This is a genomic window from Pseudomonas silesiensis, assembly GCF_001661075.1.
Classification (GTDB): Bacteria; Pseudomonadota; Gammaproteobacteria; order Pseudomonadales; family Pseudomonadaceae; genus Aquipseudomonas; species Aquipseudomonas silesiensis.
Genome location: NZ_CP014870.1, coordinates 1,718,990 through 1,740,537, shown reverse-complemented (window position 1 = coordinate 1,740,537; position 21,548 = coordinate 1,718,990). Strand labels below are relative to the sequence as shown.

Annotated in this window: 23 protein-coding genes; 13 read left to right on the top strand and 10 right to left on the bottom strand. The window is 61.2% G+C overall.

The annotated features are described in order from the left end of the window. Positions 1-30 precede the first annotated feature (30 nt). Positions 31-579, bottom strand: a complete 549-nt coding sequence (locus PMA3_RS07960; RefSeq protein WP_064676645.1) for a DUF4174 domain-containing protein — start codon at positions 577-579, stop codon at positions 31-33. A gap of 231 nt (positions 580-810) precedes the next feature. Between PMA3_RS07960 and PMA3_RS07955 the strand changes: the two genes are divergently transcribed. After that, entirely contained in the window at positions 811-1,278 is a 468-nt protein-coding gene (locus tag PMA3_RS07955; RefSeq protein WP_064676644.1) for a GNAT family N-acetyltransferase, read from the top strand. A 47-nt stretch (positions 1,279-1,325) separates the two neighbouring features. Next, positions 1,326-1,694 (top strand): VOC family protein, encoded by a 369-nt coding sequence (locus tag PMA3_RS07950; protein ID WP_064676643.1) that lies wholly within the window; start codon positions 1,326-1,328, stop codon positions 1,692-1,694. Between the two features lie 19 nt (positions 1,695-1,713). On the opposite strand, the gene PMA3_RS07945 is transcribed toward PMA3_RS07950, so the two are convergent. Further along, a complete protein-coding gene (locus PMA3_RS07945) occupies positions 1,714-2,499 on the bottom strand; it encodes a sulfite exporter TauE/SafE family protein (RefSeq protein WP_064676642.1) in 786 nt (261 codons plus the stop codon). 353 nt (positions 2,500-2,852) lie between these two features. Continuing rightward, a complete protein-coding gene (locus PMA3_RS07940) occupies positions 2,853-3,602 on the bottom strand; it encodes a hypothetical protein (protein ID WP_064676641.1) in 750 nt (249 codons plus the stop codon). 314 nt (positions 3,603-3,916) lie between these two features. Between PMA3_RS07940 and PMA3_RS07935 the strand changes: the two genes are divergently transcribed. Both PMA3_RS07935 and PMA3_RS07930 read left to right on the top strand, forming a co-directional pair. Next, positions 3,917-4,738, top strand: coding sequence for an aldo/keto reductase (locus tag PMA3_RS07935; protein WP_064676640.1), 822 nt, complete (start codon positions 3,917-3,919; stop codon positions 4,736-4,738). Between the two features lie 30 nt (positions 4,739-4,768). Further along, positions 4,769-5,218 (top strand): DUF1810 domain-containing protein, encoded by a 450-nt coding sequence (locus tag PMA3_RS07930; RefSeq protein ID WP_064676639.1) that lies wholly within the window; start codon positions 4,769-4,771, stop codon positions 5,216-5,218. Here PMA3_RS07930 and PMA3_RS07925 read toward each other — a convergent pair. Next, positions 5,204-7,564: a DNA polymerase II gene (locus PMA3_RS07925; RefSeq protein ID WP_162493644.1), complete on the bottom strand. Its 2,361-nt coding sequence runs from the start codon at positions 7,562-7,564 to the stop codon at positions 5,204-5,206. The genes PMA3_RS07930 and PMA3_RS07925 overlap by 15 nt on opposite strands. A 125-nt stretch (positions 7,565-7,689) precedes the next feature. On the opposite strand from PMA3_RS07925, the gene PMA3_RS07920 reads away from it, so the two are divergent. After that, the gene (locus PMA3_RS07920; RefSeq protein ID WP_064676637.1) at positions 7,690-9,030 is read left to right on the top strand and encodes a substrate-binding domain-containing protein; all 1,341 of its coding nucleotides are present in this window, start codon (positions 7,690-7,692) and stop codon (positions 9,028-9,030) included. Between the two features lie 49 nt (positions 9,031-9,079). On the opposite strand, the gene PMA3_RS07915 is transcribed toward PMA3_RS07920, so the two are convergent. Next, entirely contained in the window at positions 9,080-9,598 is a 519-nt protein-coding gene (locus PMA3_RS07915) for an ankyrin repeat domain-containing protein (protein ID WP_064676636.1), read from the bottom strand. 96 nt (positions 9,599-9,694) lie between these two features. After that, positions 9,695-11,530 (bottom strand): long-chain-acyl-CoA synthetase, encoded by a 1,836-nt coding sequence (locus tag PMA3_RS07910; protein WP_064676635.1) that lies wholly within the window; start codon positions 11,528-11,530, stop codon positions 9,695-9,697. A gap of 346 nt (positions 11,531-11,876) precedes the next feature. Here PMA3_RS07910 and PMA3_RS07905 point away from each other — a divergent pair, with 346 nt between their 5' ends. Further along, positions 11,877-12,155, top strand: coding sequence for a DUF3509 domain-containing protein (locus tag PMA3_RS07905; protein ID WP_064676634.1), 279 nt, complete (start codon positions 11,877-11,879; stop codon positions 12,153-12,155). A 298-nt stretch (positions 12,156-12,453) separates the two neighbouring features. Here the strand turns inward: PMA3_RS07905 and PMA3_RS07900 are convergent, their stop codons facing one another. Genes PMA3_RS07900 through aroC form a run of 3 tightly spaced genes read right to left on the bottom strand, consistent with a single transcriptional unit; the run spans position 12,454 to position 15,290 of the window. Beyond that, the gene (locus PMA3_RS07900; protein WP_064676633.1) at positions 12,454-12,987 is read right to left on the bottom strand and encodes a 1,2-dihydroxy-3-keto-5-methylthiopentene dioxygenase; all 534 of its coding nucleotides are present in this window, start codon (positions 12,985-12,987) and stop codon (positions 12,454-12,456) included. 31 nt (positions 12,988-13,018) lie between these two features. After that, on the bottom strand, positions 13,019-14,164 hold the full coding sequence (locus tag PMA3_RS07895; RefSeq protein ID WP_064676632.1) for an MFS transporter: 1,146 nt from the start codon (positions 14,162-14,164) through the stop codon (positions 13,019-13,021). Positions 14,165-14,198: 34 nt separating this feature from the next. Then, on the bottom strand, positions 14,199-15,290 hold the full coding sequence (gene aroC / locus PMA3_RS07890; protein WP_064676631.1) for a chorismate synthase: 1,092 nt from the start codon (positions 15,288-15,290) through the stop codon (positions 14,199-14,201). Between the two features lie 129 nt (positions 15,291-15,419). Between aroC and PMA3_RS07885 the strand changes: the two genes are divergently transcribed. Further along, a complete protein-coding gene (locus tag PMA3_RS07885; protein WP_064676630.1) occupies positions 15,420-16,373 on the top strand; it encodes an alpha/beta hydrolase in 954 nt (317 codons plus the stop codon). A gap of 99 nt (positions 16,374-16,472) precedes the next feature. After that, positions 16,473-17,264 (top strand): hypothetical protein, encoded by a 792-nt coding sequence (locus tag PMA3_RS07880; RefSeq protein ID WP_064676629.1) that lies wholly within the window; start codon positions 16,473-16,475, stop codon positions 17,262-17,264. 193 nt (positions 17,265-17,457) lie between these two features. On the opposite strand, the gene prmB is transcribed toward PMA3_RS07880, so the two are convergent. Then, positions 17,458-18,366: a 50S ribosomal protein L3 N(5)-glutamine methyltransferase gene (gene prmB / locus PMA3_RS07875; protein WP_064676628.1), complete on the bottom strand. Its 909-nt coding sequence runs from the start codon at positions 18,364-18,366 to the stop codon at positions 17,458-17,460. Between the two features lie 239 nt (positions 18,367-18,605). Here prmB and PMA3_RS07870 point away from each other — a divergent pair, with 239 nt between their 5' ends. The 5 genes from PMA3_RS07870 (at position 18,606) to PMA3_RS07850 (ending at position 21,379) form a co-directional block, all read left to right on the top strand. Beyond that, positions 18,606-19,196, top strand: a complete 591-nt coding sequence (locus tag PMA3_RS07870) for a cysteine hydrolase family protein (RefSeq protein ID WP_064676627.1) — start codon at positions 18,606-18,608, stop codon at positions 19,194-19,196. A gap of 131 nt (positions 19,197-19,327) precedes the next feature. Beyond that, the gene (locus PMA3_RS07865; protein WP_064676626.1) at positions 19,328-19,648 is read left to right on the top strand and encodes a hypothetical protein; all 321 of its coding nucleotides are present in this window, start codon (positions 19,328-19,330) and stop codon (positions 19,646-19,648) included. Positions 19,649-19,724: 76 nt separating this feature from the next. After that, the gene (locus tag PMA3_RS07860) at positions 19,725-20,282 is read left to right on the top strand and encodes a Smr/MutS family protein (protein WP_064676625.1); all 558 of its coding nucleotides are present in this window, start codon (positions 19,725-19,727) and stop codon (positions 20,280-20,282) included. Between the two features lie 78 nt (positions 20,283-20,360). Beyond that, positions 20,361-20,906, top strand: a complete 546-nt coding sequence (gene folE / locus PMA3_RS07855) for a GTP cyclohydrolase I FolE (protein WP_064676624.1) — start codon at positions 20,361-20,363, stop codon at positions 20,904-20,906. A gap of 101 nt (positions 20,907-21,007) precedes the next feature. Beyond that, on the top strand, positions 21,008-21,379 hold the full coding sequence (locus tag PMA3_RS07850) for a glutathione S-transferase N-terminal domain-containing protein (RefSeq protein WP_064676623.1): 372 nt from the start codon (positions 21,008-21,010) through the stop codon (positions 21,377-21,379). Positions 21,380-21,548: the final 169 nt, after the last annotated feature.

The following is a 21,548-nucleotide window of genomic DNA, read 5'->3' as shown; positions in this document are numbered from 1 at the left end:
ATTCATTTGCCATAAAGATTCTGCGCGAAATCAATCGTCCGGCATTTCTGGCGGCTTGGCGGGCTTGGTTGGTTTGGCCGGTTTTGTCGCCTTGGCACCCTTGGCCGGGACGGGTTCGGTCACCGGCGGTGGCGTCGGTGCCGTGGCTTCTTTCTCTGTCGCCGGCAATTCGTCGATGGTTTTGAAAATCGCCTGCAGGTCGACCGCATCCGACTGCTCCAGTTTCTTCTCGCCATCCTTGCCGACCAGAATCACCTTGGTCTTCGGACCGGCGCCCAATTTGAGCGACCGGATCAATGCCGCCGTGTCTTGTGGCCCCAGGTCTTTGCCTTCGCGCTGGCCCATCAGATTGAGCACGCTGTACAGGACCATGTTGCGATCGTCGAAACCCTTGCGGTTGGCCGGGTCATCCAGTGCCTTTTTCAAGCTGACCCATGTGGGATCGACCGTACTCGGAGCGATGACGATCAGCGGCCGGGCCCTGCCCTTGTCCATGTCCAGCGGTGAGTCGCCATCGGCGGCGAACAAGGTGCCGGCGAAAGCCAGCAGGGTAGCCAGGGTCAATGACCTGATGAGCATGCGCATCTCCTTTTGATATCCACGCTCTAATGATTGCGCATCGCGGCGTTCGTTCCGGGGACGCTTCGCAATTATGTTTCGCCCTGCCCCAAGCTTAGGTCAGGGCAGTCATTGCGCAACAGACCAATGAGGATCGAACGTGGATTTGATCCGCTGTTCTGGGCGCTTTATTGTGGTTCACCATCGCGACGACTGAATCGTCCGCGCAAGGCAAAGGAGCTTCAATTCAACATGGAAATCGATTACCTCTGCAACCACCCCGCTCTGATCCCGGAGTTGGCCGAGCTGAATTTCAAGGAATGGGGTCAATTCAAACCCGGCGATACCCTCCAGGCAAGAACCGAACGTATGCGTGCTGCATGCGGCAAAGGTGCTGTGCCCACCGTCCTGGTCGCCCTTGATGGTACGCAACTGCTCGGCGGAGCCCTGCTGATCGAGAGCGATCTGGAATCACGGCCCGAACTGACTCCCTGGCTGGCAGGCGTTTACGTCAAGGCCGAGCATCGTGGTCGGGGCATCGCCTCCGGGCTGGTGTCGCGTATCGTCGAGGAGGCGGCGGCACTCTCAATCCCCAGGCTCTTTCTATACACCGACTCGGCCCAGTCGCTTTACGCCAGACTGGGCTGGGAGATCGTGGAGCAACTGGACGACGACGGGCTCGAGGTCACAGTGATGGCACGCGATACGTCGAAGGTTTAAAGCAACAGTGCTTAACTCATGGTAGAGATTGAAGGAGGCCCCCTGCCATGAGCGCTCAGCTGAACCACACCATCGTCTGGTGCCGTGACAAGCAGACCTCGGCCAATTACCTCACAGACATCCTCGGTCTGCCCGGCCCCGAGCCCTTCGGGCCGATGCTGGTCGTCAAGCTCGACAACGGCGTGTCGCTGGATTTCTATAACAACGACCCGCCGATCGCCTCTCAGCACTATGCGTTTTTGCTTGGGGACGATGAGTTCGATGCGGCCTTCGCCCGTCTGCAAGCGCGAAAGCAACCCTGGTGGGCTGATCCCGGCAAGCAGCGACTGGACGAAATCAATGACTACGGTGGTGGCCGGCGGGTCTACTTCGATGACCCGGACGGGCACCTGCTGGAGATTTTCACCCGTGAGTGATTGAGCCCTGCGGCGCAGATCAGAACGCCAGTTTGTAGCCGATCAGCGCCAGCATCGTGGCCAGGCAAGGACGCAACATTTCGTCGGAGATGCGGCCAGTCAGGTGACTGCCCAGGTAAATGCCCGGCAGCGAACCGACCAGCAAGTAGCCCAGTACGTGCCAATCCATGTTGCCCATGCTCGCGTGACCGAGGCCGGCGACCAGGGTCAGGGGTACGGCGTGGGCGATTTCCGTGCCCACCAGGCGGCGGGTTGGCAGCATTGGATAAAGAATGAACAGGGCCACGGTTCCCAGGGCGCCAGCACCGATGGAGGTCAGGGCGACCATGGTGCCGAGCACCAGGCCAGTCAGCACGGTCAGCCCGTTCAGGCGTGGGCCACTGGGGTTGTAGTTGCCGCCCGCGCGTTTGTGGGCGAAATCGAGCAAGCGTTTCTTGAAGAAAATCGCCAGCGCGGTGGCAAACAGGACAAAGCCCAAGGCCTGTTTGATCACGGCGTTCATGGCATCGGGGGATGTCTGCAGGGTGCTCAGGAACCACAACGTCATCAGCACCGCCGGCACACTGCCGAGGGTCAGCCAGCCGGTGATTGACCAGTCGATGTTGTTGTTCTTTTTATGAACCAGAACGCCGCTGGATTTGGTGATGGCGGCGTACAGGAGATCCGTGCCCACCGCCGTCGCCGGATTGACGCCGAACCACAGCAGGATCGGCGTCATCAATGAGCCGCCGCCCACGCCGGTCATGCCGACGATGAAACCCACCACCAAACCCGCGACCACCAACCCGAAGTTAACGAATTCCATTAACACGCCCACAAAAATCGCATTAGAAAACTGGTCCGCAGCATAGCGATTTTTCTTATAACCAGTTATATCGATGCGGTCTATCGTTATGCCTTAGTACGCTTATCCCCTTCTCCGGATCGCCGCACACCGCGGGGTAGGTCTGAAGGGATATGCGTTCATTCAGGAGTAGCGCGTTACCGTTGACGTCCATCGTATGTAGGAGCGAGCTCGCTCGCGAAAAACGCAAGGACAGCGCGTGCACCCTGAAAGGACGCGTTATCGTTGACGTCCATCGTCGGAACGCCGCCCGGAGCAAGCTCGCTCCTACAGGGGGATGAGGCGTTTGTGGGATCGGGTGCAGGTCGCCAGATTTATTGCACGGGCAGGAAATTGAGGAACAGCAGGCTCTGGGCGTAATTCAGGCCGATCCGCCGGTAGCGCTCATCGAGCATCTGCGTCAGCAGGTCAAGGCGCGCGACGATCTTGCCGAATTCCACGGCAAAACTCAGGTTGCTGCCCTCCTCCGAGATCTCGTTGGAAAACAGCAAGGGCTCGCCCTGCTTGGTCTGCCGCTGGCTGAGGATCCAGGTGGCTTTCTCGATGTTGCGCGCGGCGTTGTTGACGAAGGTCGGGTTGATCGCATCGGTCATGTAGAACTCGAGACGATTGCCGTGGGCGGTGACCAGCATGCTGCCGATGGCGTAGATGAAGGCGCCGACCCGGTCGCCGAGGAATTCCGGGCTCATGGCGAAGCTCAGGGCCGCCAGGTCTTTTTTGCCGCCCAGGGTCGGCAGCGGCTGTTGCATTTCGATGGCCATGCGCACTTGCTGCCCGGCGGTGCGGGCGTCGAGGAAGCCGGACTTTTTCAACTCCTCGGGGTTGCGCAGGTAGAGCTTGCTCATGAGCAAGTAGAGACTGTCGAGGTTGTCGCGCATCGCCAGGGTGGCCATGCGGTCGACACTGGTCTGGAGGAATTCCTGGGGTTTGCCTTGGCGGAACTGGTCGATGATGTCGCCGCCCTGTTGCTGGGTGCATCCGGTGAAGCAGAGCGTCGACAAACAGGCCAGCAGCAGGCTGTAACGGCGGGTGTGCATCGTGATGAGGGGTAACACTCGAACCATGGGTGTTTGAACTTGGACATGGGCTTGCGGTGGGGATCGCCGCAGGCTGGCCATGGGATAGAACCGGGAAACGGGGAAAAGTGCAGTACCGGTGGTCTGTAAGTGCTGGGTGGAGCAAGAGATTGCAGGGTTGGGTGGCGCCCATGTTGAAGGCGTTTTTTCTGACAGGGCGCGTTATCGTTTACGTTTTTCGCTAGCAAGCTAGCTCCTACAGGGGGCGGCGGTGTGACCGGATATTTGGGTTTTGGATGGAACCACTGGGGTATTGTGCTGCCAACCGAAGAGTACCCATCGATCGAAAAAAGGAGATGTGCATGCGCACCCTTGATCTGGCAGGCATCAACGTACCGGTCATCGGCCAGGGCACCTGGCGCATGGGGGAGGATCCTTCACGGCGCAGCCAGGAGGTGGCGGCGTTGCGCCAGGGTATCGAGTTGGGCATGACCCTGATCGACACCGCTGAAATGTACGGCGAAGGCGGTGCCGAGCAAGTGGTGGGTGAAGCCATCGCGGGCAGGCGCGACCAGGTGTTTCTGGTCAGCAAGGTGTACCCGCACAACGCCAGCCGCGACGGCATCCCCCAGGCGTGCGAGCGCAGTCTGCAACGGCTGGGTACCGACTACATTGATGTGTACCTGTTGCACTGGCGTGGCCAGTATCCCCTGGAGGAAACCGTCGCAGCGTTCGAGCGCCTGCGCGAAGCCGGCAAGATCGGCCGCTGGGGCGTGTCCAATTTCGACCTGGATGACCTGCACGAATTGTCCGCGCCGGCCTGCGCCACTAACCAGGTGCTCTACAATCTGGAAGAACGCGGCATAGAATTCGATCTGCTGCCCTGGTGCCAGCAGCATCGCCTGCCAGTCATGGCCTACTGTCCAATCGGCCAGGGTGGGGAGATGCTGGCCCACCCGGCGCTCATGCACGTTGCCGCCCGTCACGACGCGACGCCGGCCCAGGTCGCGCTGGCATGGATTCTGCGGCAGGACGGTGTGATCGCCATCCCCAAGGCGGTCAGCCCCGAACACGTGCAATTGAATGCGCAAGCCGCGCGATTGCAGCTTGAAGCCGGGGATCTGGAGGCGCTGGACCATGCGTTTCACGCGCCACAACGAAAGCAACGGTTGGCCATGGTCTGAGCCATCGCGGTTTTGTCAGAGGGTTTGCGCATGAGAAGCACCGATCCACTCGACAGGTTCGACCTCAAACGCTTCATTCAGGCGCAGGACCCGGTGTTCGACCAGGTTCAGGATGAGCTCAGTGATGGCCACAAGCGCAGCCACTGGATGTGGTTCATCTTTCCGCAATTCACCGGACTTGGCGACAGTGAGAAGTCCCGTCACTTCGCGATTCGATCCACAGCAGAAGCCGTGGCTTTCCTCGAGCACCCCGTGCTGAGCACTCGACTGCGTACCTGCACTCAACTGGTCCTGGACATCAAGCAGCGCCCGATTGCGGCGATTTTCGGCCATCCCGACGAGCTCAAGTTTCACTCCTCAATGACACTGTTCGCCCAGGTCGATGCCGAAGACTCTCTCTTCAGCCAGGCACTGGATCAGTATTTTCACGGCATTCCTGACGCCTGGACGTTGACGTTGATGGACTCAAAACAGGCCTAATTGACCACCGATCAAGGTTGAGAAGTCATCGTCGACGAAGGGCAGGATCGCATCCGCCACCGGTTGCAATTGCCGGCTGACGTAGTGGTCGTAATCGATGGGTGCGCTGCGGATCTCCAGCGGCTCGGGCCCGGCGACAGTGATCACGTAGCTGATCCAGCCCCCGTTCTGGTACTGCCGCGGCCGGCCCTGACGGTCGTTGTAGTCGTCGGCGATCCGCGCCGCGCGGACATGGGGCGGCACGTTGCGTTGGTAGTCGTCGAGGGTGCGGCGCAGGCGCTTGCGGTAGATCAGCCGGTCATCGAACTCGCCGGCCAGGGTCTTGCGCACGTAGTCGCGCACGTAATCCTGATAAGGCCGGCGATTGAAGATGCGCAGGTACAGCTCCTGCTGGAATTGCCGGGCCAGCGGCGACCAGTCGGTGCGCACGGTTTCCAGGCCCTTGTAGACCATTTCATCGCTGCCGTCGGCGCGGGTCACCAGCCCGGCATAGCGTTTCTTGCTGCCCTCCTCCGCGCCGCGGATGGTCGGCATCAGGAAGCGCTTGTAGTGGGTTTCGAACTGCAGCTCCAGGGCACTTTCCAGGCCATATTCCTGCCGCACATGTTCGCGCCACCACTGGTTGACGTGGTCCACCAGGGCGTGGCCGATCTGCGCCGCTTCCTGCTGGCCGTGGGCGCGACGCAGCCAGACGAAGGTCGAGTCGGTGTCGCCGTAGATCACCGTGTGGCCCTGGGCTTCGATCAACTGGCGGGTGCGCAGCATGATTTCGTGACCGCGCAGGGTGATGGACGACGCCAGGCGCGTATCGAAGAAGCGGCAGCCACTGGAGCCGAGCACGCCGTAGAAGGCGTTCATGATGATCTTCAAGGCCTGGGACAGCGGCGCGTTGTGCTCGCGCTTGGCGGTTTCCCGGCCTTCGGCGACGCGGGCGACGATCGCCGGCAGGCAATGCCGGTTCCTGGAAAAACGCGCGCCGCGAAAGCCCGGCACCGATTCGCTGTCTGCGGGATGCTTGAGGCCCTCGATCAGCCCCACCGGGTCGATGAGGAAGGTGCGGATGATCGACGGGTAGAGGCTTTTGTAGTCCAGCACCAGCACCGATTCATACAGCCCCGGTTGCGAGTCCATGACAAATCCGCCGGGGCTGGCTTGCGCGGGCTTGCTGCCGAGATTGGGCGCGACGAACCCCTGGCGGTGCATCAGCGGCATGTACAGGTGGGTGAAAGCCGCCACCGAACCACCGCTGCGGTCCGCCGGCAAACCGGTGACGCTGGCCCGTTCCAGGAGGAAGGTCAGCAACTCGGTCTTGGCGAATATCCGCGTCACTAGTTCGCAGTCCTTGAGGTTGTACCGGGCCAGGGCGGGTTTGTCCTCGGCGAACATGCGGTTGATTTCGTCCATGCGCTGGTAAGGGTTGTCGATCGCCTTGCCCTCGCCGAGCAGGGTTTGCGCGACGTTTTCCAGGCTGAACGAGGGGAAGCTCCAGGTCGCCGAGCGCAGGGACTCGATGCCGTCGATGATCAATCGTCCGGCGGCCGAGGCGAAGTAATGGTTGCGGCTGCCGTGTTCGCGCCACTGCATTTCCTCGCCGCCACGCCCCAGTTTCAATGGCACCGCCAGGCGCCGGGCGTGCTCGTGCAGTACGCGCAGGTCGAACTGCACGACGTTCCAGCCGATGATCGCGTCGGGATCATGGCGGGCGAACCATTCATTGAGTTTTTTCAGCAGCAGGGTGCGCGAGTCACAGTATTCAAGCTGGAAATCCACCTCGCCGGGGTCACCGTTGGGCGGGCCCAGCATATAGACCTGACGCTCGCCGCAGCCTTCCAGGGCGATGGAATACAACTCGCCCCGGGCGGTGGTTTCGATGTCCAGGGACACCAGCCGGAGCGTGGGTCGGTAGTCCGGGTCGGGTTTCATCTGCGCGTCCAGCAGCAGGCCTTCGGCACCGGGCGTGCCGCCAAAGACCACCGGCGCCGTGATGAAGCGCTCCATCATGTAGCGCTCCGGCGGACGTACGTCAGCTTCGAACATATCGACACCGGCCTTGCGCAGCGCGGTTTCCAGGCGCATCAGTTGCCCATGCTGCTGGCAATACAGGCCGAGCACCGGACGATGCTCGAAATCCTGCAGGGCCAGCGGTCGCAGTTCGAGGTTTTTTTCACCCTGCAACAGCGCCTCGGCCTGCTCGCGTTGAGCTTGCGGGATGAACGCCACCGAGGGCTGCCAAGGCAGGCGGATGCGCTGTGGACCGGTATCGGTCGCCAACCAGAATTCAACTTCCGTACCGGCCGGTGTGTCGCGCCAATGCCGGGTCAGGACGAAGCCCCGCTGTAAATCCACCACTGCAACCTCAGATTTGCTTCAGAGCGCAATTCTACGCGTTAGACGAGCTATTGATCTGTCATCTTTCGGTCACCTGCCTGTCTTATTCTCCCGGTACTTTCCTGATCTTATAAGGTGCCGGCATGACGCTGCGCGTGTTGTTCCTGTGGGTGCTCTGCGCGAGCCTGCCGCTGGCGGTGTCGGCCGGTGATCTACCGACACCCGAACAGGGTCCGGTGCTGCGCATCCAGGGTTCCAATACGATTGGCGCCGCACTGGGCCCGGCACTGGTCGAAGGCTTGATGCGCGAGCAGGGTCTGCTCAAGGTTCACCGCGAAGCCCGGGACACCGCCAACGAACTGCGGGTGGTCGGCGAAACCGTGCAAGGGCGTCGAGTGGTGGTGGACATCGCGGCCCACGGGTCCAGCACCGGCTTCACCGCCCTGAGAACCGCCACCACCGATCTCGCCGCGTCCTCGCGCCCGATCAAGGACAGCGAACGGCGAGTCCTGCAATCCCTGGGCGATCTGAAACAACCCGGCGCCGAGCAGGTGATCGCCATCGATGGCCTGGCGATCATTCTTCATCCGCAAAACCCGTTGAATCAACTCGATACCGAACAACTGGCGCAGATTTTCAGCGGCGAGGCCAGCACCTGGGAAGCAGTCGGCGGTCGCGGTGGGCCGATTCATCTGTATGCGCGGGATGACCACTCGGGCACGCATGACACGTTCAACGAACTGGTCCTCGCCGGTCGTGGGAAAACACTGAGCCGCACTGCGAAGCGTTTCGAATCCAGCGAGCAATTATCCGACGCGGTGAGCCTGGATCCCCAGGGCATCGGCGTCATCGGCCTGCCCTACGTGCGCCAGGCCAAAGCCGTGGCCATCGCCGACGGCCAATCCCAGGCCATGCTGCCGCTCGACCGCCTGATCGCCACGGAAGACTATCCACTGTCCCGTCGACTGTTCTTTTACCTGCCCCCCACCGGCAACAATCCCTGGGCCCACGCGTTGGTCGCCTTCGCCCAAGGCCGCCAGGGCCAGGCCATTGTCGCCGCCAACGGGTTTGTCGCCCAGACCGTCCAGGCCATGGCCGTCACGCCCAATGCGCTGATGCCCGAGGGTTATCAGGCGCTCAGCCGCCATGCCCAGCGGCTGTCGGTCAATTTTCGATTTGAAGAAGGCAGTGCGACCCTGGACAACAAGGCCCGACAGGATCTCTCAAGGGTGCTCGACTATATAAGGCAGCAGGACAAGACCCACCGGCAGGTGACGCTGGTGGGGTTTGGCGACGCCAAGAGTGATCCGGCGCGGGCCGATCTGCTGTCGAAACTGCGCGCCATGGCGGTGCGCCGGGAGCTGGTGAAAAGCGGTGTGGTGCTGCGCGAGGTTCGCGGCTTTGGCGCCGAGATGCCGGTGGCGGCCAATAGCGCGGACGAGGGGCGGATCAGGAATCGGCGGGTTGAGGTGTGGGTGTATTGAAGACCTGACTTTTCAGGGAAGCAAAGTCAGGTCGTTACCCACACGGGTATCAGCCCAGCAATTTCTCCAGCTGCGCCGTGGTATCCACCGCGCCCATGGTCTTGGCCGCATCCAGCGCGGTGACGCCATTGGCGTCCTTGGCCTTCGGATCGGCGCCCTTGCCGATCAGGTAGTCGACGATTTCGACGCGATTGAACATCGCCGCCATCATCAGCGCCGTACGCCCGTCAAAGGACGAACCTTCAACCTGCGCGCCGCCTTCGACCAACGCCGTGACCGTCGCCAGGTCCCCCTTGAACGCCGCGCCGGCAATCGGGCTCTGGCCGTTGTCGTTGCGGATTTCCGGGTCGGCCTTGTGCTCGAGCAGGACTTTTACCGTCTCCACATGTCCGTGGTAAGCGGCCAGCATCAACAAGGTATCGCCCTTGTGGTTACGCAGGTTCGGCGGCAGGCCCTTGGTCAGCAGCGCAGCCATCATGGCCGCATCGCCCTCGCGCGCCTTGTTGAATACCTGTTCGGCAAATTCAGCGGCTTCTTCGGGGGTCATCTGGCGGCTTTGGTCTGACATCGGGGACTCCACTTTCGGTTATTCGCAAAGCCGACAGTTTCCCGATGAGCCCCGAAGCTGTCACTTGTTTTTTCTCATGGACGGCCATAGCCACATTCAATAACGGTACTTGCCGTCATGGATCTCCCCAAGCAACTGCTCGGTGACCTGCACGTAGGTCCCTGTCCCCGGCAGCCAGGCGTAAATCGGATCGTCACCGGTTCTGCCGGGGTCGAAGGCTTCATCCTTGAGCCGGGTCTTCTGGTATTTGAAGGTCCCGGTGGTCTCCATTTTCACTTTGACCCGCAGGAACAAGGGCACGGCATAGGCCGGCATCTGCTCCCGGGCGAAGGCCAGCAGCTCGCTGAAATCCAGGGTCGCCAGGGATTCGGCGGGGGTGATCGCAGCCATCCCGGCGCGGCCGTTGGTGTTGCGGATTTCCACGCCATAAGCCACGGCTTCGCAGATGTTCGGATGCTGCAGGAGGATGTTCTCGACCTCGGTGGTCGAGACGTTTTCACCCTTCCAGCGATAGGTGTCACCCAGGCGATCGACGAATTGGGCGTGGCCGAAGCCGATGTTGCGCATCAGGTCGCCGGTGTTGAAGTAACGGTCGCCTTTCTCGAATACATCCTGGAGCACGACCTTTGCAGTCTTCTGCGGATCGGTGTAGCCATCCAGCGGTGCCTTGTCGTCGATCTTCGCCAGCAACAGGCCCTGCTCGCCTTTGGCCACCTTGCGCATGAAGCCTTTGGCGTTGCGAGTCGGCAACCCGGTGTCGTGGTCGTATGCCGCCAGTTCCCATGACATCAGGGAGAAACCCACGGTGTTGTCGAAGTTCAGCACGTTGGTGAAGCCGATGTTGCCGTCACTGGCGGCGTACAGCTCGCAAATATGCCTTACCCCGAATCGCGTCTTGAATTCGCGCCACGCACCGGGGCGCAGGCCGTTGCCGATCATCTTCGTCACGCTGTGCTGGTTGTCGTCGACAGCGGGCGGTTGGTCCACCAGGTAGCGGCACAATTCCCCGACGTAGCCGAGGGTGGTCGCGCGGTACTGGCGCACGTCGTTCCAGAACTGGCTGGCGCTGAACTTGCGGCGGATCGCAAAGCCCGAGGCGCCACTGATCGCCGAACCCCAGCACACGCAAAGTCCGGTGGCGTGATAGAGCGGCAAGGTGCAATAGACGACGTCCTCGGGGCGCATATCCAGCGCGATCATGCCGAAGCTGGCGGAACTGCGCATCCAGCGACCGTGCTTGAAGACCCCGGCCTTGGGCAATCCGGTGGTGCCCGAGGTGTAGATGTAGAAACAGGGGTCGTCGAAAAAAACCTGCTGGCTGCTGGCGGGGTTGTCACTGCACGCATCGACGCTGGCCGCCATCAGGTTGATGAAGCCGTCGGGCGCAATGCCCGGATGGGTATAGGTGCCTTGATCGGCGACAAACCAGGTGCGCGCCGGCGTGATCGACACCCGTTCGCGCACCGCCGAAAACGCCGGAACCAGTTCCTCGCCGACAATGATTGCCGCGGGCGCCACCAGGTTCAGGCTGTGGACCAGGGTGTCGCGGGTTTGCGACGTATTGAGCAAGGCGCTGATCGCGCCGACCTTGGCCACCGCCAGGATCGTCACCAGCAGTTCCGGGCGGTTCTCGATAAACACCGCCACCCCATCGCCCTTGCGGATGCCTTGGGCGATCAGGTGATGGGCGATGCGATTCGCCCATTGGTTGACCTGTGCATAAGTCAGCGCCACTTCGCCCTGCAGCAATGCCGGGCCATCCGGATTGCGCAAGGTCGCCTGCTCGAAACTCCAGCCCAGGCCACAGGCTTGGGTCGGGTCCTTGACGTTGGCAGCTTTCATGCCTTTCACCACCCTGGGGATGGCTTTGGCAATGGAAGGCAGCTTGCGGAGCATCATGCCCCAGGTAATCGTGTCGTGCGGCGTGCTCATGCAGGCTCCCGTTCGATGTTTTTTATTGTCGGGCGGCGTTTGATCAAGGCCGAAAATACGTCAGCGCTTCCCGGGCTGTACACGCGGTTTTTGAAATGTTTTGTATCCACGATCCGCTGCACGAGAAAGGACGAGCCTGCGCCAGGCAATTGGTTCCATTGAAACGGCGACGACCACGCAAAATGCAGGATGCACGACGGCCGTTCATGCAGATTGCACGAAAGGCTAAAAATGCAATGTAACTAAGCCATTGATTTATAATGATTTTTAAAAACACAAAGACTGGCACAAAGGCTGCAGCTACCTCTCCATGCTTGCCAATCAAGTGCTAACGGAGCCGATAGACATGAGCCTGATTCAAGAAAAATTTTCGTCCCTGTTCTCCAACTTCGAAGTGACCACCCAGCCTCGTCCTGACGGTGGCATCCTGCTGACCTTGCGCAGCACCGAAGGTAAAGTGTTCAAACGCTCGATTTCCTACCAGCAATTGCATGCTGGCGATCAGCTGTCGTGGGTGATCAGCGCGATCCGCCGCGACCTCGCGGAACAGGCCAGCGAACTGCCGCAGATCTCCATGTTGCAAAGCCAGCAACGGTTTGCTCTGCCGACTTATCATTCGGCGTAAACCGTCTGCGGGCTGTAAACACACAGGCCGTCGTAGGAGCCAGGCTTGCCGGCGAAGGCGTCTTCATGGGCGGTGCAAGGCTTGAGGCCGCCTTCGCGGGCAAGCCTCGCTCCTACAGGGCGGTGCAGGGCTTGAGGCCGCCTTCGCGGGCAAGCCTCGCTCCTACAGGGCGGTGCTCCAATCCTCAAGCAGCGCAAAGGCGGTGTTCAATAAGGGCGGTGCTCCAATCCTCAAGCAGCGCAAAGGCGGTGTTCAATCAGGGCGGTGCTCCAATCTTCAAGCCGCGCAAAGGCGGTGCTCAATCCTCAAGCCGTGCAAAACGGCTGGCAATGTTCTCGCCGGTGAAATCGGTCTTCCCGCCTTCCGCTTGATTGAACAGACAAATCGCGACGAAATGCGGATGTTCACCCATATCGAACCAGTGGGGGGTGCCGGCCGGGATCGAGATCAGGTCGTTTTTCTCGCAAAGCACCGCGTAGACGTAATCGCCGATATGCAGGCTGAACAAGCCACGACCGGCAACGAAAAACCGCACGACGTCTTCATCACCGCGGTACTCCTTGAGAAGCTCGGCCGTTTGCGGGTGATCGCTGGTCTGGCTGACCACATCAACGTTGATATACCCCTGTTCGGTCATCAGCGCGTCGATCGGCGCCTGGTACGCGCCGATGATGTCTTCCGGGCTGGCGCCGGGCTGGAGTTTCGTCGCAGCTTGCCAGCGGTCAAAGCGCACCCCCTGCTCGGCCAGGGTCGACGCGATATCGTCGAAGTGGGTCAGCACCTTGTTCGGCAGTTCCGGACTGCTGACAGGGTAAACGGACAGGCTGCTCATGGTGACTTCCTCGGTTGTTCACAGGACAGGCTCATGGCCTGTCCTCTTGCATGCATGTGGCAATCATAACGGCTGCCGCGAACGCGGCGAGACTGGCAATACTAAAGGTCAATGTGGCCCCGAGGGCGTTCCAGCTATAGCCTGCGTACAAAGCCCCCAGTGCGCCGCCGGTGCCGGCCAGCGCCGCGTACAACGCCTGCCCCTGCCCTTGCTGGCGTGCGCCGAAACTGCGTTGCACGAACTGGATGGCTGCCGCGTGGAAGCTGCCGAAGGTGGCCGCGTGCAAGACCTGGGCGAACAGCAATACCCACAGGTACTCGGCGAAGGAACCAAGCAGCAACCAACGCAGCGCCGCCAGCAGGAAACTCGCCAGCAGCACCCGTCGCACCGAGAAGCGCGCGAGGATCTTGCTCATGGCCAGGAACATCAGGACTTCAGCCACCACGCCGACAGCCCAGAGCATGCCGATCAAGCCACGGCTGTAACCGAGTCGCTCGAGGTGCAAGGTCAGGAAGGTGTAATACGGCCCGTGGCTCAGTTGCATCAGTGCCACGCACGCGTAAAACGCCAACACCCCGGGGCTGCGTAATTGCTGGAGAAAACCGTCCCCCGCCAATCGCTCCCCTTGAAGCGGTTGTGCGTTCGGCACCCACAGGCTGCTGACCACGATCCCGGCCAGGATCAGCAGCAGCGCCACCGGATAGATGTCGAGGCTGAGCCATTCGAACAGCCGGCCCAGCGCAACCACGGTGATGATGAAGCCGATGGAACCCCACAACCGGATCTGGCTGTAGCGGGACGTCTGTCCCTTCAAATGCGCCAGGGTGATGACTTCGAACTGCGGCAGCACCGCGTGCCAGAAGAAGGCGTGCAAAGCCATGACCATCGCCAGCCAGGCGTAGGACTTGCTGACGAAGATCAAGGAAAACGTCAGCAAGGTGCAGACCGCGCCGAAGCGCACGATGGCCAGGCGCTGGCCGGTGTAGTCACCGAGCCAGCCCCAGATGTTCGGTGCCACGCAGCGCATCAACATCGGGATCGCCACCAGCTCGCCGATGCGTGCGCTGGAAAAACCCAGGTGATCGAAGTACAGCGCCAGGAACGGCGCCGTCGAACCGAGCAAGGCGAAATAGAACAGATAGAAACTGGAGAGCCGCCAGTACGGGAGCGCCGCCACCGTCGTCAGACTGCAGCGGCTTTGAGATCAGCCATTAAAGCTGACCCAGCACCGGGGTGCTCACCCGCACATTGGCGTTCTGCCCGCGATGACGCAGCAGGTGATCCATCAGCACGATGGCCATCATCGCTTCGGCAATCGGCGTGGCGCGGATGCCGACGCAGGGGTCGTGACGGCCCTTGGTGATGACGTCCACCGGGTTGCCGTGGATGTCGATGGAACGGCCCGGCGTGGTGATGCTCGAGGTCGGCTTCAGTGCCAGGTGCGCGACGATCGGCTGACCGGAGGAAATCCCGCCCAGAATGCCGCCGGCATTGTTGCTGAGGAAACCTTGCGGGGTCATTTCATCGCGGTGTTCGGTGCCGCGTTGGGCAACGCTGGCGAAACCGGCGCCGATTTCCACGCCCTTGACCGCATTGATGCTCATCAGCGCATGGGCCAGTTCGGCATCGAGACGGTCGAAAATCGGCTCGCCCAGCCCTGGCATCACGCCCTCGGCGACCACGGTGATCTTCGCACCCACCGAATCCTGGTCGCGGCGCAACTGGTCCATATAGGCTTCCAGCTCCGGCACTTTGTCCGGGTCGGGGCTGAAGAAGGCGTTCTCTTCCACCGAATCCCAGGTCTTGAACGGGATCTCGATCGGGCCCAGCTGACTCATGTAGCCGCGAATGACGATGCCCTGGGTGGCCAGGTATTTCTTGGCGATAGCGCCGGCCGCCACGCGCATTGCGGTTTCCCGCGCCGAGCTGCGACCGCCGCCGCGGTAATCGCGCTCGCCGTATTTGTGGTGATAGGTGTAGTCGGCATGGGCCGGGCGGAACAGGTCCTTGATCGCCGAGTAGTCCTTGGACTTCTGGTCGGTATTGCGGATCAACAGGCCGATGGCGCAACCGGTGGTGCGACCTTCGAACACGCCGGACAGGATCTCGACTTCGTCGGCTTCCTGGCGCTGAGTGGTATGGCGGCTGGTGCCGGGTTTGCGGCGATCGAGGTCGCGCTGCAAATCGTCGAGGGAGATCTCCAGCCCCGGCGGGCAGCCGTCGACAATGGCGACCAACGCCGGCCCATGGCTTTCGCCAGCGGTGGTGACAGTGAACAGCTTGCCGTAGGTATTGCCGGACATGCGGGACGCTCCGTGAAATCGAACCTGAATACGTAATGCGCGCCAGTATACGCAGGCTACCCAAGTAGTTCATCCTCGAACCTTACGGGTGCTCGCGAGTCCAACCGGCACCTTGTTCATGATGGCGTGATGATGCTGCGAGTTCTAGCCTTGAGCCTTACCCTGTTTACCGGCTTTGTACAGGCCACTGTCCTGCAACGACCGATCACTCTGGATACCGGTACCGGCGAGCTTTTCGGCTCGTTGCTGCTGCCAAAATCCGAGCAACCCGTGCCGGTCGTGCTGATCATTTCCGGCTCCGGCCCGACGGATCGCGACGGCAACAATCCCGAGGGCGGACGCAATGACAGCCTCAAGCGTCTGGCCTGGGTCCTGGCCAAACACAACATCGCCAGCGTGCGTTACGACAAGCGCGGCGTGGCGGCGAGCCTGGCGGCGACCCCGGACGAACGCAACCTGTCGGTGGAAGCCTATGTGGCCGACGCCGAGGCCTGGGGCCGGAAGTTGAAAGCCGACTCGCGCTTTGGCCCGCTGATCCTGCTCGGCCATAGCGAGGGCGCCCTGATCGCCACCCTCGCGGCACCGAGCCTGGATGCCGCCGCGGTGATTTCCCTGTCCGGCAGCGCGCGGCCGGTCGACCAGGTGTTGCGCCAGCAACTGAGCAATCGCTTGCCGCCGCCCCTGATGCTGCGCAGCAATGAGCTGCTCGACAGCCTCAAGGCCGGCCGCACCGACGACAACGTGCCGCCGCAACTGCAGGTGATTTTCCGTCCGAGCGTGCAGCCGTACCTGATTTCGCTGTTCCGCCAGGATCCGGCGGCGGCCTTCGGCAAACTGAAGATGCCGGCGCTGATCATCCAGGGCAGCAACGATATCCAGGTCGGCGTCAATGACGCGCGGCTGCTCAAGGCTGCCAAGCCGGACGCGGAACTGGCACTGATCGAGGGCATGAACCATGTCATGCGCATCGTGCCCAACGACGTGAAACGGCAATTGGCGTCCTATAGGGATCCGCAATTGCCGCTGGCGGCCGAGCTGGGCGCGCGGATCATCGGATTTATTGACGGGCTTCGCACCCGCTAAGCAATGTTTGCCCTCCAGTCCTGACCAAAACGGCCGATAAACCCTTGGCGCCAGCGCTATCGCTGGCGCCAGGCAGGGCTTGGACAGGATCTCGCCGTTATGACCGATACCCCGGCTTCACCCGACACCACCGCTGAAACAGAGGCTGCGCCAGTGGTCGAGCTGCCGTGGGCGGACGTCCACGTCGAGCATCGCCGGTTGCTGCGCCTGGCGCCGCTGCAAACCGACCGCACGACCGGTGCCCGTCCGCTGCGCTTTGTCGAATTCGGTTACGCGCATCGCCTTGGCAAGGAACACAGCCTGATGCGCATGAGCATCACCCTGCCCGGCCAGCGCGTGCACAAGGAACAGAATCATCTGGACGTGTGGGTCGATCACGGCACCCAACGTGTGCATTTCGGCCCGGACAGTGGCTTGCAGATCGAGCCGATGAACCGCGGTCTCGGCCGCTTCTTGGCGGCTCAAGGCATCAACTGGGCGAAGCAGCGCTGGCCCGGCTACACCGTCGACGGCACCGACCTGAATAACAAAGATGCGTTGAATGAAGACACCCGTCTGCGCCGCGATCATTTTCTGCGGATGCAGGGTTTCGATGTGGTCTACGCCGACGCCCAGCATTTGAAGGGCAGCGTCAAAGAGGTGCGGGTCGGCGATCTGCTGGGGGACTGGAACGCCGAGAAAGTGCAACGGGTGGACATCATCGAAGCGGCGCAGATGCTGCAACAGGCCGAGCAGAAGCTGGCCGAGCAGGAAGTGAAGCTCAAGCAGCACGAGGAACGGGTCAGCCAGTACAGGCGCGAAGACGCCGGGCTGCGGTTTACCATTACTTGCCTGGTGGCGTTTGCGGTGTTTCAGGCGGGGTTGTTGATCTGGATTGCTACGCAGCGGTGAGGGCTTGAGACCGAGGCGCGGCCTTCGCGGGCACGCCTCGCTCCTACAGGTTTTGTGTCGTAACCAAATGATGCAGCACACGCAAAACCTGTAGGAGCGAGGCTTGCCCGCAATGGACGTCAACGATTACGCGTGTTTACTGATTAAACGCGGCGCTTTTGAATCCATCGCGAGCAAGCTCGCTCCTACAGGGTCAGACGCGGGACGCGAACAGTGCCTGATGATCCCGGCACTGCTCCGCCGTCAACATGAACACCCCATGCCCGCCGCGCTCGAAATCGAGCCAGGCGAAGTCGACTTCCGGGTACAGCGCCTCGACGTGAACCTGGCTGTTGCCCACTTCGACGATCAGCAAGCCTTTCTCGGTCAGGTGATCCGCCGCTTCGGCGAGCATGCGCCGTACCAGGTTCAAACCATCGTCACCACAGGCCAGGCCCAGTTCCGGTTCGTGCTGGTATTCGTCCGGCATGTCGGCAAAGTCTTCGGCATCGACATAAGGCGGGTTCGACACGATCAGGTCGAAACGCTGACCCGGCAAACCATCGAAACCATCGCCCTGCACCGTGTACACCCGTTCGTCGACACCGTGGCGCTCGATATTCTGGTTAGCCACCTCCAGTGCTTCGAACGAGAGATCGGCCAACACCACTTCGGCCTTCTGAAATTCATAGGCACAGGCAATACCGATGCAGCCGGAACCGGTGCACAGGTCGAGGATCCGCGCAGGCTCGCTGCCCAGCCAGGGTTCGAAGCGTTTTTCGATCAGCTCGCCAATCGGCGAACGCGGGATCAGCACGCGCTCATCGACGATGAATGACATGCCACAGAACCAGGCTTCACCCAACAGGTACGCGGTCGGAATGCGTTCTTCGATGCGCCGCTTGAGCAAGCGCTGCACCCTGACCAGTTCATCGTCTTCCAGACTGCAGTCAAGGTAGCTGTCGGCCATTTCCCATGGCAGGTGCAAGGCACCCAGCACCAGTTGCCGGGCTTCGTCCCAGGCATTATCGGTCCCATGGCCAAAAAACAGATCCTCCCCATGGAAGCGACTGACGGCCCAACGGATATGGTCGCGCAGGGTACGAAGGCGGGAAGTGATCACGGCGGCAGACTCCAGAAAAAACGACTGGCGATTCTAACAGCCAAACCGCGCCACGACGACGCAGGAAAAGCACCGGAGCACTTGTAGGACTATTCTGTTTTTTAGCTCGGCTATTGAACAAAACAGACATCTTGACAAGGCTGCGAGCCAGCAACGACGGCACCTGCGATAGTAGCGATTCACAGAAGCGCTCAGCCAGAGGACAATGTCGCAAAAGCCCCATCCGAAGGAGCCCCAGAATGTCCGTTCCAAAAACGATGTTTCAACTCAGCGGCCGCGGTTACGCTGCAGCCAATCTGAGCAATGCGACCGTTGTCATCATCGATGCCCAGAAAGAATACCTCAGTGGTCCGCTGGCCCTGATCGGCATGGATGCTGCCGTCGCGAACATCAAGCAACTGGTGGCCGCTGCCCGCGCAGCCGGTCGGCCGATCGTGCATGTGCATCACCTTGGCACCGTCGGTGGGCTGTTCGATCCACAAGGCGAGCGCGGCGAGTTCATTCCGGGGCTCGAACCGCTGCGTGACGAAACCATCATCGGCAAATTGCTGCCGAGTGCGTTTCACGGCACCAAACTGCTGGAACACCTGCAAAATCTCGGCTCGCTGGATTTGATCGTCTGCGGTTTCATGAGCCATTCCAGCGTCAGCACCACCGTGCGCGCCGCCAAGAACCTGGGCTTTCGCTGTACCCTGGTGGAAGATGCCTGTGCCACTCGCGACCTGCCGTACAAAGGTGGCGTCCTGAGTGCCGAGCACGTGCAGCAAACCGAAATGGCGATCATGGCGGACAACTTCGCCACCCTCGCCGTGACCCGCGAGCTGATTTGATCGACGCTCGATGAGCGGTGCATGCCGCCGCTCATCCGCAAATGCCTCTGGTGTGCTGTAATTGTCTTAGCCTCAGGAACATCCCGGTCAACTCCCGGTCGAAGGGCCGATACCCATTGAGGAAGGTCGGAATGAAGTTATCCGATGGTTTTGACGCTCGCCGCTTGCGGCCCAAAGGCCGGAGCAACTGGCGTTTTCGCTTCGGCGCAGCTTTTGCTGCCTTGCTGGCGACCTGTGGCGTGCTGTTGGCGATGGCCGGTGCGGCCAGCCTGCTGGGCCGCCCACCGGCACTCGGCGAATTGAATGCCAGCCCGCTGGGCTCGGCCATCATTCTGGCGGTCGGCCTGTTCGTGCTGTACCTCGGCGTGTGGCTGTGGCGCCGTTGCCGTCGACGTGCGCGCCAGTCGCGGGAGCTGAACATCGCTCCGCACCTGATGAAAAAACACGACTGAGCCGAACCCGCAGGCGTTTTGTCGCGCCCCATTCGTCCCGAGTTGGGTAAACTGGCCGCCCTTCGCGGAGGCTGACATGCAAGACGACGATTTTTCCCTGTTCAAAAGCGCGATCCAAGGCGTCAAGCCGATCAAGCACGATCGCGCCGAAACCGGCAAACCCAAAGCTGACCGCGCGCAGATCGCCAAGCTGCGTCAGGCCGCGACTGTGCGCACCGATGCCACCACGGTCGACGGGCTGTCCGATCAGTTCGTGATCGACGTTGGCCCGGAAGACGAGCTGATGTGGGCGCGCGATGGGGTGCAGGAAAGCCAGATGCGCAAGCTCAAGGTCGGCCAGATTCCGTTCGAAGGCAGCCTCGACCTGCACGGCATGAATGTCGAAAAGGCCCGGGAAACCCTCTGGGCCTTCCTCGCCGAAGCGACCAAATTCGAAATCCGCTGCGTGCGCGTCACCCACGGCAAGGCCGTGCGCCTGGACGGCAAGCGCCCGATGATCAAAAGCCACGTCAACACCTGGCTGCGCCAGCATTCCCAGGTACTCGGCTTCACCTCGTGCCAGCCCAGACATGGCGGTGCCGGAGCGGTTTATGTGATGCTCAAACGGACCATGATGGAAGGTCGCGACGAGTGAGGCTGTCGCTTCGTGCTTGCAGCGCCGTGTCCGCCACCGTACCCTTGGTCTTTGCGTAAAAATCCCACAGGTAGTTTCATGTCCCTGGAACAGAATTACACCGAGATTCTCGGCCAATTGGGCGAGGACGCCTCCCGCGAGGGCCTGCTCGACACGCCAAAACGTGCCGCCAAAGCCATGCAGTACCTCTGCCGCGGTTATGAACAGACACTGGAAGAGGTCACCAACGGTGCCTTGTTCAGCTCCGACAACAGCGAAATGGTGCTGGTCAAGGACATCGAGCTCTACTCGTTGTGCGAACACCACCTGCTGCCGTTCATCGGCAAGGCCCACGTCGCCTACATCCCGAGCGGCAAGGTGCTGGGGCTGTCGAAAGTCGCGCGGATCGTCGATATGTACGCTCGCCGCCTGCAGATCCAGGAAAACCTCAGCCGCCAGATCGCCGATGCGGTCCAGGAAGTCACCGGCGCCATCGGCGTTGCCGTGGTGATCGAGGCCAAGCACATGTGCATGATGATGCGCGGTGTGGAGAAGCAGAATTCGACGATGATCACCTCGGTGATGCTCGGTGAGTTCCGTGAAAACGCGGCGACCCGCAGCGAGTTTCTCAGCCTGATCAAGTAATTTGCGACACGAAGAAAACCGGCGTTCATCGCTGGTTTTTTTTCGCCTGCGAAAAATCAGGTAAGCTGCGCGCCTTCCGTTCGCCCTGTGAGGCTTATCCCGTGTTCGTAAAAGCGCTTCGTGTCGGCCTTGGCCAACTGATCATTTTCATCGACTTCATCACCCGTCCCGGCAAGAAACAACGCCCGGCGGAGGTTCAGGCCAAGGTCAACTCGGCCGCCAAGGGCCTGACCCTGTATCAGTTCCATGCCTGCCCGTTCTGCGTGAAAACCCGCCGCACCTTGCGCCGCCTGAATGTGCCGGTGGCGTTGCGCGACGCGAAGAACAACGAACAGGATCGCCGGGCGCTGCTGGAGCAAGGCGGCAAGATCAAGGTGCCGTGCCTGCGTATTGAAGAGAATGGGCAGACCACCTGGATGTATGAGTCCAAGGTGATTATTGATTATCTGGATAAGCGTTTCGCTGCTGCCTGATGGTTTTGCGGTGAGTTGACTGGCCTCATCGCGAGCAAGCTCGCTCCCACAGTAATTTGCGGCGCTCACAAAACCTGTGGGAGCGGGCTTGCCCGCGATGAGGCCCGAGTAGCCACCACACATTCCAAACAAAAATAAACCGGCCCATGCGCCGGTTTATTCGCTTCTG